Origin of the sequence: Mycobacterium sp. GA-2829, assembly GCF_001499965.1 — a bacterium.
In the GTDB taxonomy this organism is placed as follows: domain Bacteria; phylum Actinomycetota; class Actinomycetes; order Mycobacteriales; family Mycobacteriaceae; genus Mycobacterium.
Genome location: NZ_LQIT01000041.1, coordinates 12334 through 25655, shown reverse-complemented (window position 1 = coordinate 25655; position 13322 = coordinate 12334). Strand labels below are relative to the sequence as shown.

11 protein-coding genes and 2 tRNA genes are annotated in these 13322 nt (G+C 66.8%); 3 read left to right on the top strand and 10 right to left on the bottom strand.

Going from position 1 to position 13322, the window contains the following annotated elements:
* Nucleotides 1-10 precede the first annotated feature (10 nt).
* The 10 genes from AU194_RS22395 to dnaA all read right to left on the bottom strand — a co-directional run bounded on the left by AU194_RS22395 (nt 11) and on the right by dnaA (nt 11907).
* Nucleotides 11-83 (bottom strand) — tRNA-Ala (locus tag AU194_RS22395).
* Between the two features lie 160 nt (nt 84-243).
* Nucleotides 244-317, bottom strand: a tRNA-Ile gene (locus tag AU194_RS22390).
* 58 nt (nt 318-375) lie between these two features.
* A complete protein-coding gene (locus tag AU194_RS22385; protein WP_059091467.1) occupies nt 376-1221 on the bottom strand; it encodes a DUF3566 domain-containing protein in 846 nt (281 codons plus the stop codon).
* A 17-nt stretch (nt 1222-1238) separates the two neighbouring features.
* Nucleotides 1239-3749: a DNA gyrase subunit A gene (gene gyrA / locus AU194_RS22380; protein ID WP_059091466.1), complete on the bottom strand. Its 2511-nt coding sequence runs from the start codon at nt 3747-3749 to the stop codon at nt 1239-1241.
* Between the two features lie 30 nt (nt 3750-3779).
* The gene (gene gyrB, locus AU194_RS22375) at nt 3780-5807 is read right to left on the bottom strand and encodes a DNA topoisomerase (ATP-hydrolyzing) subunit B (protein ID WP_059091465.1); all 2028 of its coding nucleotides are present in this window, start codon (nt 5805-5807) and stop codon (nt 3780-3782) included.
* 211 nt (nt 5808-6018) lie between these two features.
* On the bottom strand, nt 6019-6588 hold the full coding sequence (locus AU194_RS22370; protein ID WP_059091464.1) for a DUF721 family protein: 570 nt from the start codon (nt 6586-6588) through the stop codon (nt 6019-6021).
* Complete coding sequence (gene recF, locus AU194_RS22365; protein WP_059091463.1) at nt 6585-7727, bottom strand: DNA replication/repair protein RecF; 1143 nt, start codon at nt 7725-7727, stop codon at nt 6585-6587. Before recF ends, AU194_RS22370 begins: the two co-directional genes overlap by 4 nt.
* Nucleotides 7728-7731: 4 nt before the next feature.
* The gene (gnd, locus tag AU194_RS22360) at nt 7732-8625 is read right to left on the bottom strand and encodes a phosphogluconate dehydrogenase (NAD(+)-dependent, decarboxylating) (protein WP_059091462.1); all 894 of its coding nucleotides are present in this window, start codon (nt 8623-8625) and stop codon (nt 7732-7734) included.
* Between the two features lie 30 nt (nt 8626-8655).
* On the bottom strand, nt 8656-9852 hold the full coding sequence (gene dnaN / locus AU194_RS22355) for a DNA polymerase III subunit beta (protein ID WP_059091461.1): 1197 nt from the start codon (nt 9850-9852) through the stop codon (nt 8656-8658).
* Nucleotides 9853-10437: 585 nt separating this feature from the next.
* Complete coding sequence (dnaA, locus tag AU194_RS22350) at nt 10438-11907, bottom strand: chromosomal replication initiator protein DnaA (RefSeq protein WP_059091460.1); 1470 nt, start codon at nt 11905-11907, stop codon at nt 10438-10440.
* Between the two features lie 547 nt (nt 11908-12454).
* On the opposite strand from dnaA, the gene rpmH reads away from it, so the two are divergent.
* Genes rpmH through yidD form a run of 3 tightly spaced genes read left to right on the top strand, consistent with a single transcriptional unit; the run spans nt 12455 to nt 13296 of the window.
* Nucleotides 12455-12598: a 50S ribosomal protein L34 gene (gene rpmH, locus AU194_RS31405; protein WP_005142265.1), complete on the top strand. Its 144-nt coding sequence runs from the start codon at nt 12455-12457 to the stop codon at nt 12596-12598.
* 21 nt (nt 12599-12619) lie between these two features.
* Nucleotides 12620-12976: a ribonuclease P protein component gene (gene rnpA / locus AU194_RS22345; protein WP_059091459.1), complete on the top strand. Its 357-nt coding sequence runs from the start codon at nt 12620-12622 to the stop codon at nt 12974-12976.
* On the top strand, nt 12973-13296 hold the full coding sequence (gene yidD / locus AU194_RS22340; RefSeq protein WP_059091458.1) for a membrane protein insertion efficiency factor YidD: 324 nt from the start codon (nt 12973-12975) through the stop codon (nt 13294-13296). The genes rnpA and yidD overlap by 4 nt, the downstream gene beginning before the upstream one ends.
* Nucleotides 13297-13322 lie beyond the last annotated feature (26 nt).

The following is a 13322-nucleotide window of genomic DNA, read 5'->3' as shown; positions in this document are numbered from 1 at the left end:
TATTCACTTGTGGAGCCTAGGAGATTCGAACTCCTGACATCTGCCTTGCAAAGGCAGCGCTCTACCAACTGAGCTAAGGCCCCTCGCGGGTCAGGCTGTGTGTTCTTCCAGCGCGTGCCACACCTCGGGGCCGTGCCGTAACCGCCACACCGCCACCGTGGCCGTCACTGCCGCGAGCACCAGAACGAATCGCACGGTGCCCCCTTCCAGTGGGCGGGCCGGTGTGGCGACCAGCCTGTCCAGTGGGCCTAGGAGGACTCGAACCTCCGACCTCTTCGTTATCAGCGAAGCGCTCTAACCGCCTGAGCTATAGGCCCGTTTGTCACTGCGGACGAGCAGCGAGATTACCGTAACCGCGCCTCTGTCCCCAAATCACTAGTCGCGGTCGGCCAGCGTCACCTCGACACCGCCGACGAGGTCGGTGGTGAGGTTGTAGATGAACGCCCCCGCGGTGGCCATCGCGGTGAGGATCACGATGTTCACCAGCCCGATCAGCGCGGCGCCGCCGAAGATCGTCCCGCTGGACACCAGTTCACCTCCGCTGGAACCGCTCGCGCTGGTCAGCAGGTCACCGACGTTGCTGTTGAGCTTGCTCCACACGCCCATCCCGCCGAGGACGAGGTAGAGGAACGCGACCGCGATCATCCACACGAAGAACAGTGCGACCGACAGCACGAGTGAGACCTTGAGCGCACTCCACGGATCCACGCGGCGGATCTGCATGCTCGCCCGGACCGGACCCCGCGCCGGGCGCTGACCCACCTGGGTGCGCGCGGCCGGCCGGCTCTGCGATTCGGTGGCCGGCCGGTCGGGCTTGCGCTGCGGGCGCGGACCGGACAGATCCGGCAGCTCGCTCGCGTACGCCTCGGGCCGCGGCGCCTCCTGCCGGGGCGGGTCCTGCCGCGGGGCGTCGGGACGGGGTGCCTCGCTGCGTTCGGGCGGACGCGGTGCGCGGGTCTCCTCGGTCGGCGCCGACCCGCTCACCGGGAACCGGCTGGTGTTCCTGGCCTCGGCGCCGGGGGCCTGCGTCGGGGCCGCGGTGCGACCCGGCTCCGGACGAGCCGGGCCCTCCTGCGGATGCCCCTGCGGCGGACGGTTCGGGCGGCCGCGCTGCCAGGGCGGAACATCCCCACCCTCGGTGCCGACCCGGCCTGTCGAGCCGTTCCCGCCGCCGGAGTTCTCGCCCGCACGCGGGAATCCCGGCTCGTTCGGTGCACTCACCTACGGCTCCTCACTGATCAGACCGCGTCCGGGTCGGTATTGACCTCGTCGGTGCTGTCGCCCGCTTCGGCGTTGCGCGCGATGGCGATGAGTGTGTCGCCTTCACCCAGGTTCATCAACCGAACGCCCTTCGTCTGCCGCCCGGCCTTGCGGACCTGGCGGGCAGCCGTCCGGATGACACCGCCACCCGAGGTGATCGCGTACAACTCGGTCTCGTCATCGACGATCAACGCTCCGACAAGATTGCCACGTCGGCGGTCGTACTGGATCGTCAGGATGCCCTTTCCGCCGCGGCCCTGCGCGGTGTACTCCTCGATCGAGGTGCGCTTGGCGTACCCACCGCTGGTCGCGACCAGCAGATAGGTGTCCGGGCGCACCACGTTGAGCGAGAGCAGCTCGTCGTCGGCATTGAACCGCATGCCCTGCACACCGGAGGTCGCCCGGCCCATCGGCCGCAACGCCTCGTCGGTTGCCGAGAACCGGATCGACTGACCCTTCGCCGACACCAGCAGCAGATCGTCCTCGGCAGAGCAGAGCACCGCGCCGACGAGTTCGTCCCCGTCGCGCAGGTTCACCGCAACGATGCCGCCGGAGCGGTTGGAGTCGAAATCGGTCAGCCGCGACTTCTTCACCAGCCCGTTGCGGGTGGCGAGCACCAGATAGGGCGCGTCCTCGTAGCTGCGGATCTGGATGACCTGCGCGATGCGCTCGTTGGGCTGGAACGCCAACAGGTTTGCCACATGCTGCCCGCGCGCCGTGCGCGACGCTTCCGGCAACTCGTATGCCTTTGCCCGGTAGACGCGACCCTGGGTGGTGAAGAACAGGATCCAGTCGTGGGTAGAGCAGACGAAGAAGTGGTTGACGATGTCGTCCTGCTTGAGCCCGGCGCCCTGCACACCCTTACCGCCGCGCTTCTGGCTGCGGTAGAGGTCGGTCTTGGTGCGCTTGGCGTACCCGGTCTCGGTGATCGTGACGACGACGTCCTCACGGGCGATGAGATCCTCGTCGCTCACCTCGCCGTCGGCGGGCACGATCCGGGTGCGCCGGTCGTCGCCGTACTTCTCGACGATCTCGGCGAGCTCGTCGCGCACTATGGCGCGCTGGCGTTCCGGCTTGGCCAGGATGTCCTCGAGGTCGGCGATCTCGGCCTCGATCTTGGCCAGATCGTCGACGATGCGCTGACGTTCCAGGGCGGCCAGGCGGCGCAGCTGCATGTCGAGGATGGCCTGGGCCTGGATCTCGTCGACCTCGAGCAGCTCCATCAACCCGGTGCGGGCGACGTCGGCGTTGGCCGACGCCCGGATCAACGCGATGACCTCGTCGAGGGCGTCGAGTGCCTTGACCAGACCACGCAGGATGTGGGCCCGTTCGTTGGCCTTGCGCAACCGGTACCGGGTGCGGCGCACGATGACATCGAGCTGATGGTTGACGTAGTGGCGGATCAGCTGGTCCAGGCGCAGCGTGCGCGGCACGCCGTCGACGATGGACAGCATGTTGGCACCGAAGCTCGTCTGCAGCTGGGTGTGCTTGTAGAGATTGTTGAGCACCACCTTGGCGACGGCATCGCGCTTGAGCTCCACCACGATTCGCAGCCCGACGCGGTCGCTGGACTGATCCTCGATGTTGGAGATGCCCGCCAGTTTCCCGTCGCGGACCTGCTCGGCGATCGAGGTGATGAAGTTGTCGTGGTTGACCTGGTACGGCAGCTCGGTGATGACGATGCCGGTGCGGCCGCGACTGTCTTCCTCGATCTCGACGACGCCGCGCATCTTGATCGACCCGCGGCCGGTCTTGTAGGTGTCCTCGATGCCCTGGCTACCGACGATCAGGCCGCTGGTCGGGAAGTCCGGGCCCTTGACCCGTTCCATCACCGCCGCACACGTGGCCTCTTCGTCGGCGTCGAAGTTGTCCAGGCACCAGTAAACCGCTTCGGCCAGCTCGCGCAGGTTGTGCGGCGGCATGTTGGTGGCCATACCGACGGCGATACCGCCCGAACCGTTGGCGAGCAGGTTCGGGAACCGGCTCGGCAGCACGGTCGGTTCTTGCACGCGACCGTCGTAGTTCGGGATGAAATCGACTGTCTCCTCGTCGATTTCGCGCAGCATCTCCATCGCCAGGGGAGTGAGCCGCGCCTCGGTGTATCTCATCGCGGCCGGCGGATCGTTACCCGGCGAGCCGAAGTTGCCCTGCCCGTCGACCAGCGGATAGCGCATCGACCACGGCTGGGCCATCCGCACCAGGGTGTCGTAAATCGACGCGTCGCCGTGCGGGTGGTAGTTACCCATCGTCTCGGCCACCGACCGCGCGGACTTCGCGTGGCTGCGGTCGGGCCGGAAGCCGGAGTCGTACATCGCGTACAGCACGCGGCGGTGCACAGGCTTGAGGCCGTCACGGACCTCGGGCAGCGCGCGGCCGACGATGACGCTCATCGCGTAATCGATGTAGCTGCGCTGCATCTCCTGCTGGATATCGACCGGTTCGATCCGGTCGCCGGCCTCGTCGCCGGGGGGCAACGTCGTATCAGTCATCGATGATTCCTAATATTGGTCAGACGTCTTCTAGACATCAAGGAAGCGAACGTCTTTGGCGTTACGGGTGATGAAGCTGCGCCGCGCCTCGACGTCCTCGCCCATCAGGATCGAGAACAGCTCGTCGGCAGCCGCCGCGTCGTCGAGGGTGACCTGACGCAACACCCGCACCGACGGATCCATGGTGGTCTCCCACAGTTCCTTGGCGTCCATCTCACCCAGACCCTTGTACCGCTGGATGCCGTCGTCCTTGTTGATCTTCTTCCCGGCTTTCTGACCGGCTTCGAGCAGCCCGTCGCGCTCACGGTCGGAGTACGCGAATTCCGGTGCACTGCGCTGCCACTTGAGCTTGTACAGCGGCGGCTGTGCCAGGAAGATGTGCCCGTTCTCCACAAGGGGTTTCATGAACCGGAACAGCAGCGTCAGCAGCAGCGTCGAGATGTGCTGGCCGTCGACGTCGGCATCGGCCATCAGCACGATCTTGTGATAGCGCAGCTTGGAGATGTCGAACTCATCGTGGATGCCGGTGCCGAGCGCGGTGATGATCGCCTGGACCTCGGTATTCTTCAGCACGCGGTCGATACGGGCCTTCTCGACGTTGATGATCTTGCCGCGCAACGGCAGGATCGCCTGGAACATCGAATCGCGGCCGCTCTTGGCCGAGCCGCCGGCCGAATCGCCCTCCACCACATACAGTTCCGACTTGCGTGGATCGGTCGAGCGGCAGTCGGCGAGCTTACCGGGCAGGCCGCCGATGTCGGTTGCGCTCTTGCGCCGCACCAACTCTCGCGCCTTACGGGCGGCAAGCCGCGCCTGCGCGGAGGAGACCGCCTTGTTGACGACGGTCTTCGCTTCGGCGGGGTTGGCCTCGAACCAGTGCGACAGCTGTTCGTTGCAGATCTTCTGCACGAACGACTTGACCTCGGTGTTGCCGAGTTTCGTCTTCGTCTGACCCTCGAACTGCGGCTGGGCCACCTTCACCGAGATGACCGCGGCCAGACCCTCGCGGATGTCGTCGCCGGTGAGGTTCGGGTCCTTGTCCTTGAGCAGCTTCTTGTCTTTGGCGTACTTGTTCACCACCGACGTCAGCGCCGTGCGGAAACCCTCTTCGTGCGTGCCACCCTCATGGGTGTTGATGGTGTTGGCGAACGTGTGCACCGACTCCGAGTAGCCGGCGTTCCACTGCATCGCGACCTCGACCTCGTGGCCCTCACCCTTGCCGTCGAAGTCGATGACGCTGGGTTGGATCGCGGTCTTGGTGCGGTTGATGTGCTTGACGAAGTCGACCAGACCCCCGGGGTAGTGGAAGACCCGGTGCTTGACCTTCTGCGGTTTGGCCGCCTCGGCGGATTGCTCTTCCGCCGTCTTCGGCGCTTCGGCATGATCGCTGACGACGTCGTCGACGACATCCTCCGACGTCACCCGTTCATCGGTCAGCTCGATGGTGAGGCCCTTGTTGAGGAACGCCATCTCCTGCAGCCGCCGAGCGATCGTCTCGAAGTCGTAACTCGTCGTCTCGAAGATGTCGGGATCCGCCCAGAACCGAATCGTGGTTCCGGTCTCCTTGGTCTTCTCACCCTGTTTGAGGGTGCCCGGCACCGAACGGTCGTACGTCTGGAACCACTCGTATCCGTCCTTGCGGATATCGGCCTCCAGGCGGGTGGACAGCGCGTTGACCACCGACACACCCACACCGTGCAGACCGCCGGACACCTGGTAGGCGCCCTCTTCGAACTTGCCTCCGGCGTGCAGGACGGTCATGACGACGTCGACGGTGGGGATTCCGGTGGCGTGCATGGCGACGGGGATACCGCGACCGTCGTCGGTGACCTGGACCCCGCCGTTCTCGAGGAGCCGCACGTCGACCTTGGTGGCGAAGCCGGCCATCGCCTCGTCCACCGCGTTGTCGACGACCTCCCAGACCAGGTGGTGCAGGCCTCGTTCGCCGGTCGACCCGATGTACATGCCCGGACGCTTGCGGACTGCTTCGAGCCCCTCGAGCACCTTGATCGAATCCGCGCCGTACTCGGTCGGAGCATTCTTCTTCTGGGCAGCCACGTTGGACGCGTCTCCTCGGGGTTCGCGGGCGAACGGTCGACGGACCGTCGCGTAGTACCTGTCCAGTCTACCGGGAGATGCCGTCAGGACCGACGCTGCGGCGGCGTTTTCACCCAGCTATCCGCGCCGTGCGCGGAATTTCTCGGGCTTCGGTGCGTCCAGACGCCCCAAGACCCGGCCGAACGACGCCTGGCGGCGCTCAGGCCACCGCTCATCCGTACGTATCGCGTGGCCCGCGGCCCGCGATGTGGTAGCGGCCCTTCCGCCACGACGGCGCGGTGGGACCGGTGATCTTGAGGGAGGTGACCACCCCGTCCCCGACCGCGGCCGCGATCTTCGCCAGCAGCTGCGACTGCACCATCCGCAGCTGGGTCGCCCACGCCGTGGACTCCGCCGTCACCGTCAGCACGCCCTCGCGCAGTGCGCTCGGGGTCGCGTGCGCGGCGATCTGCTCGCCGACCACCGTCGCCCACTGACCGAACACCGCACCTTCGGCGACCCGGGGCGACCAGCCGCGCACCCGGGCCAATTCACGGGTCAGCGCACCGAGGGGCTGGGGGTCACGGGAGTCGGGGCCGGGACCCGACCACGTCCGGCGACGGCCCACGGGCGGAATCCGGCGCGCGGGTGACGTCCGGCCGCGGCCGACATCCTTACCCTGGCTGCGCGCCGCGCCCCGGGCCTCCTCGAGGGTGCGCCGCACCAGGTCCATACCGCGCAGCTCCGACAGGTGCACCGGGGGACCGGTCACCTCGTCGTCGTCATCGTCGTTGTCGGTCATGCCTCGACCACCGAGATCCGCCCGTCGTCGTCGTCCTGCATTCGGATCATGATCCTCTGCGCATCCCAATCCGTGGGGATGTCCTCGGCGACGGCGGCGGTGACGAGCACCTGCTCGGCCGATGCCGCGACCTCGGCCAGCGCGCGGCGTCGCGCGGCGTCGAGTTCGGCGAACACATCGTCGAGCAGCAGCACCGGATCGCTGCCGTCGGTCCTGAGGAGTTCGTAGCCGGCCAACCGCAACGACAATGCCATCGACCACGATTCCCCGTGGCTTGCATAGCCTTTCGTCATTTGGTCACCGAGTTTGAGTTCCAGATCGTCGCGGTGGGGACCCACCAGGCACACGCCGCGTTCCAGTTCGGCGTCGCGGCGGCGGGCCATCGCGTCGAGCAGCGCGGCCTCGTAGTATTCGACGCTCACGTCGTCCTCGGCGTCGATGCTGGGCCGGTAGCGGATGGCCGCGGGCCGCGATCCGGGCGCAAGCAACTGGTAGGCCTTCTCCACCTCGGGGGCCAGGTGGTGCACCAGGTCGGCGCGGGCGGCCATCAACTGTGCCCCGTGTTCGGCGAGGTGGCCGTCCCACACGTCGAGCGTGTCGAGCACGCTGCGGTCACCCCGGAACCGTGCTCCCGCAGCACTTTTCAGCAGCGCAGTGCGCTGCCGGATGACCCGGTCGTAGTCGGCCCGGACACCGGCGATGCTGGGCCTGCGGGTGGTGGCCAGTTCGTCGAGGTAGCGGCGGCGTTCCCCCGGGTCGCCCCGCACGAGTGCGAGATCCTCGGGGGCGAACAGCACCGCCCGCAGCACCCCGAGTACCTCCCGCGGGCTGCGCACCGGTGACCGGTTGAGCCGCGCCTTGTTGGCGCGGCCGGTGGTGATCTCGAGGTCGACGGCCAGTTCGCGGCCCTCGTTGACGACGATGGTCGACACCACCGCCCGCGGGGCGCCCGCCCGGATCAGGGGCGCATCGGAAGCCACCCGGTGTGATCCTAAGGTCGCCGAATACCACAGCGCCTCAACCAGATTCGTCTTACCGAAGCCGTTTGGACCGACGAACACGGTGCGGCCGGGCTCCAGTTCCAGGTCGGCGCGCGCCCAGGACCGGAAGTCCGTGAGCGTCAGATGCCGGACGAACACGTACCTACCCCGACTTGCTGATCCTCTGGACGGCGTGCCCGCCGAACTGGTTACGCAACGCCGAGACCGCCTTCATGGTGGGGGAGTCCTCCTGGCGGGATTCGAACCGTGCGAACAGCGACGCCGCGATCGCCGGCACCGGCACCCGCAGCCGGATCGCCTCCTCGACGGTCCACCGGCCTTCACCGGAATCCTCGGTGTACCCGGAGATCTCGACCAGACCCGGATCTTCGCGCAACGCCTTGGCCAGCAGCTGCTGCAGCCAGGACCGCACCACGGTGCCGTTCGTCCAGGCCTGGTAAACCGCCTGCGGGTCCTTGATCAGGTCTTCGGCGGCGAGCATCTCGTAACCCTCGCCGTAGGCGGTCATCAGCGCGTATTCGACACCGTTGTGCACCATCTTCGCGAAATGCCCCGCCCCGACCGGTCCGGCGTGGACGAATCCGTCGGCACGGTCGCCGGGCGGACGCAGGGTGTCGAAGATCGGCATCACCCGTTCGATGTCGGCGTCATCGCCACCGACCATCAGCCCGTAGCCTTCGGCCAGACCCCAGATGCCGCCGGACACCCCGGCGTCGATGAAGCCGATTCCGTTGGCTTTCAACAACTCTGCGTGCGGAGCGTCCTCGGTGTAGCGCGAGTTTCCGCCGTCGATGACCAGGTCGCCCTCGGAGAGCACCTCGGCCAGCGAGACGATCGTGTCGTGGGTGACCGGACCGGACGGCACCATCACCCACACGACGCGGGGTGCCGGCAGCGCCTCGGCGAGTGCGGCGAGGGAGGGCACATCGGTGACTTCCGGCCGCGGATCGTATCCGACGACCTCGTGTCCGCCCTCGCGCAGGCGTTCACGCATGTTGAAGCCCATCTTGCCGAGTCCCACCAGACCCAGTTGCATGTCCCGCCCCTCTTGGTCGCCTCGAGCCGGTCAGCCGGGAAGGCGGACCGGCATCAACAGATACACGTAATCGGTCTGCAGCGCAGGGAACGGTCCCTCGCCGCCGACCGCCTCTTCGTCGCCGGCAGGCCGGAGCACCGCGGGGCGGCTCGGCGTGGTGAACCCGAACGTCACCCGCGACGAATGCAGCGAGCCGAGCCCGTCGGTGAGGTAGGTCGGGTTGAAGGCGATGGTCAGCGGCTCACCGTGGAATTCCACCGCCAGATCCTCTTCGGCGCGGCCGACGTCGTCGGCGCCGGCGGACAGCCGCAGCACGTCGTCGGCGAACTCCATCCGGACCTGGGCGCCGCGGTCGGCCACCAGTGCCACACGCTTGATCGCCTCTGTCAGCTCGGCGACGCCGATGGTGGCGACGGCGGTGTGCTCACTGGGCAGCAGCTGGCGGAACTTCGGGAACTCCGCGTCGAGCAGACGGGTGGTGCTGCGTTTGCCCTCGCTGCGGATGCCGAGCAGGCCCTCCTTGCCGACGGCCGAACCGGCGCCGAGCGCGAGGTGCACCTCGGTGCCGTCGGTGCCGGCCTTGGCCGCTTCGGCCAGCGTCTTGGCCGGAACCAGGACCGCCGCCTCGACGTCGGGGATGCTCGTCGACCACGTCAGTTCGCGCACGGCCAGGCGGAATCGGTCGGTCGCCGCCAAAACGACGCTGTCGCCGGTGATCTCGACCCGGATGCCGGTGAGCATGGGCAGGGTGTCGTCCCGCCCTGCGGCCACCGCGACCTGACCGATCGCCTCGGCGAACAGATCGGCGCCGATGACACCGGTCTCGTCGGGGAGGGTGGGCAACGCCGGGTAGTCCTCGACCGCCATGGTCGGCAGCGAGAAGCGGGCGCTACCGCAGGTCAGCGAGACGCGGGTGCCCTCGACGCTGACGTCGACCGGTTTGGCCGGCAACGCCTTGGTGATGTCGGACAACAACCGCCCCGACACGAGAACGCTTCCCGGAGAAGCGATTTCGGCTGCGACCCGGACCTCGGCGGACACCTCGTAGTCGAATCCCGAGATCGTCAGACCGTCGTCGTCACCGGTGAGCAGCACACCGGCCAGGACCGGGACCGTCGGACGGGTCGGCAGATTGCGGGCCACCCAGGCCACGGCGTCGGCGAAGTCCTCGCGTACCAGGCGGAACTTCAGATCGGTGAGACCCGCCGTCGTCGGCACCACGTCCATAGCGTCCCTTCGCATAACACCACAATGAGCCCTACCAGCGGTTTTACCGGTATCCGAAGAACGCGTCGCCCAGATGCGTCTCGACGACCGTAACGGCTGTCGATGAACCACCGTAGAGCTTTCCACTCGAACTTGAAAGCTAATCGATCGGGGTGACATCGGGGCCACCCAGGGTGGGTCGGTCCCAGCGCTCGTGTGTTTCCCCAACGCCTGTGTTCTTAGGAGAAGAAGACAGAGATATACAAGCAACAGTATTAGGGGCTGTGGAAGTTGGGGATGAACACCGTTCGGTGCAGCACTGCTGGCGTGTCGGGCTGTGCGTGGGCTGTGGACGAAGGTGCCGGCCGGCGAGTGCGGCTGTGCACAGCGCACCGCTTGTATGACAAGTCGGATGTTCTCCACGATCGGATCACCAGGTTGTCCCCATGAGTTTCCACAGGCTTGTGTGGTGACGGGTGTGACAGCGGTGACCGAAGTTTTTTTCCCGAATTTCTCCGGCATGCCGACGAACGGTCGGGTTTCGACACGTGACAGAAGGCCGCCGGAACCATCCGGCGGCCGAAAATCCGTGAAAAAAAGAGGGCGTCAGCGCTTGGCGCGCTGGCGAATTCGCGTGGTGAGTTCCTTGACGTGATCGAACACCTCACGCCGTTCGGCCATCTCGCCGCGGATCTTCTTCTCGGCGTACATCACCGTGGTGTGGTCGCGGCCGAACGCCTGCCCGATCTTGGGCAGCGACAGATCGGTGAGCTCCCGGCACAGGTACATCGCGATCTGGCGGGACTGGGCCAGGGCGCGGGTCTTACCGGGCCCGCGCAGCTCCTCGACGGTGGTCTCGAAGTACTCGGCGGTCGCGGCCATGATCGCCGCGGTCGAGATCTGCATCGTGCTCGCATCGGAGATCAGATCCCGCAGCACGATCTCGGCGAGTGACTTGTCGATCGGCGTCTTGTTCAGCGAGGCGAACGCGGTGACCCGGATCAGGGCACCTTCGAGTTCGCGGATGTTGCGCTCGATACTGCTCGCGATGAGCTCGAGTACGTCGTCGGGGACGTCGAGCCGGTCCATCTGCGCCTTCTTGCGCAGGATCGCGATCCGCGTCTCGAGTTCGGGCGGCTGCACATCGGTGATCAGCCCCCACTCGAACCGCGTGCGCAGCCGATCCTCCAGCGTCGCCAGCTGTTTGGGCGGCCGGTCCGAGGAGATGACGATCTGCTTGTTCGCGTTGTGCAGCGTGTTGAAGGTGTGGAAGAACTCCTCCTGGATGCCTTCCTTGCCTTCGATGAACTGGATGTCGTCGACGAGCAGCACGTCGATGTCGCGGTAACTCCGCTTGAACGAGGCCTTGCGGTCGTCGCGCAGCGAGTTGATGAAGTCGTTGGTGAATTCCTCGGTCGACACGTACTTGACGCGCATACCCGGGAACAGCCGCTGGGCGTAGTTGCCCGCGGCATGCAGCAGATGCGTTTTGCCGAGGCCGGATTCACCCCAGATGAACAGCGGGTTGTACGCGCGGGCCGGCGCCTCGGCGATCGCGAGCGTCGCGGCGTGGGCGAACCGGTTCGACGCCCCGATGACGAAGGTGTCGAAGGTGTAGCGCCGGTTGAGGCTGACCGCGTTGGGATCCTCGGGGGCCGGGTTCTCCGGCGGCCGGCTGAAATACCGCGGCCAGGTCTCCTCGGCGCTGACCCGGGCCTCAGTGTCCTCGTCGACCTCGTCGACCTCAGGAGCCAGGACCGGCGGCGGGGCCTCATCCTCGGGGGAGGGGGTCGCGATGCGCACGCCGAGCTCGACCCGCTGACCGAGATGACGGCTGAGGGCGGTGATGATCGGTTCGCGCAGGTGGCGTTCGATCTCGTTCTGGACGAACGGCGTCGGCACCGACAGCAACGCGAACCCCTCGGTGATCACGAGGGGTTTGACGAGTTTGAGCCACGCCCGCTGCTGCGGGGTGAGAGTGGGGAGGGCGCCGTCGCCGTTGCGGGTGTCCCCGTTGAGTTCGGCGACGACGGTGTTCCACACGGCGACGAAGGGTGGGTCGGGGTCCGCGGTCAAAGACGGCTCACCCCCTCGCGGTCGGGTCCAGAGGTCGACCAAAGGCACGAGGACAAACTGTCCACAAAGTTATCCACAGTCTGTGGAGTAACGGGCAGTCGTCGTCGTCCTGTTTGTCTACCGGTTGGGACGCCACCGGGACGGGGCTCGGCACAGCGGGTGATGCGGCTGTGGGCTCGCGGCCGGTGGGTCGTTCTGGTTTCGTTGTCGGCGGCCGTCCCGGGTACGAAACGGCATTGCCAGAAGCTAACAGTTTTCTCTCGGAGTGCCAACCGTTCGACAACATTGGGAGACTTCATCTTTGTCGCCGAAAACCACGGTGAAGAATGTGACGAATGTCAACGTTCGGGCGGTGCCGGGACCAGGTTTGACCCGGGCAAATCTCGTCAGTACCCTCGAACAGTCGCCCGCAAGTGGCGGTACGGCTGCGATCCGTCTGACGGAGCCCGCGCCGGCAAGTTGCACGAGCTTAACAACGGCAACCGCGTCCATCCGGCACGACATGCGGATGGAACTCGGTCGCCACACGTAACGAGGAGAGATTGCCGTGGCCAAGGGCAAGCGGACGTTCCAGCCCAACAACCGTCGTCGCGCGCGTGTGCACGGGTTCCGGCTGCGGATGCGTACCCGCGCCGGTCGGGCGATCGTGACGGGCCGTCGTCGTAAGGGCCGCCGTTCTCTGACTGCGTGAGTCGACGCAGGTTCACCCGCGGTGCTTCCGGCTCGGTACCGGATGACCCGGTCGACGGAGTTCAGCTCGACGGTCGGTAAAGGGGTGCGCTCCGCGCAGCCCGACCTCGTCGTGCACCTGGCGCATGCCGCCGACGATCCGACCGGACCGCGCATCGGTCTGGTGGTCTCGAAGGCCGTCGGCAATGCGGTGGTGCGCCACCGGGTGTCCCGTCGCCTCCGGCACAGCGTCTATCCCATGCTCGACCAGTTGCAGCCCGGCCACCGGATGGTGATCCGGGCGCTGCCCGGCGCCGCCACCTCGTCCTCGGCGCGGCTGTCGCACGAACTGTCCCAGGCGCTGCGCCGCGCCCGGCCCCGTGTCGAGGCCTCGGCGTGAATGCCGCCCGCCGCGTGAGCATCTCGGCAGCCAAGGCCGTCGTGTACGTCATCCAGCTCTACCGGCACATGATCTCTCCGCTTCGCCTGCCGTCGTGCCGCTTCACGCCGACCTGCAGCCAGTACGCCGTCGACGCGCTGACCGAATACGGGTTGGTTCGCGGCGGTTGGCTGTCCTTGGTACGGCTCGCGAAGTGCGGTCCGTGGCATCGGGGAGGATGGGACCCGATCCCCGAACGGCCGGATGCGGCGAGTGCGCCGCCCCAAGACCGAAGCGGCGCCGACGCCGCGGACCCCGTCAGGAGCAGCACGAGTGTTTAACTTCTTCAGTCTCGACATCATCTATT

Excerpts from the sequence above, each read along its gene's own strand:
- gyrA (WP_059091466.1), bottom strand. The coding sequence starts at position 3,749 with ATGACTGATACGACGTTGCCCCCCGGCGACGAGGCCGGCGACCGGATC.
- AU194_RS22370 (WP_059091464.1), bottom strand. The coding sequence starts at position 6,588 with ATGACCGACAACGACGATGACGACGACGAGGTGACCGGTCCCCCGGTG.
- gnd (WP_059091462.1), bottom strand. The coding sequence starts at position 8,625 with ATGCAACTGGGTCTGGTGGGACTCGGCAAGATGGGCTTCAACATGCGT.
- dnaN (WP_059091461.1), bottom strand. The coding sequence starts at position 9,852 with ATGGACGTGGTGCCGACGACGGCGGGTCTCACCGATCTGAAGTTCCGC.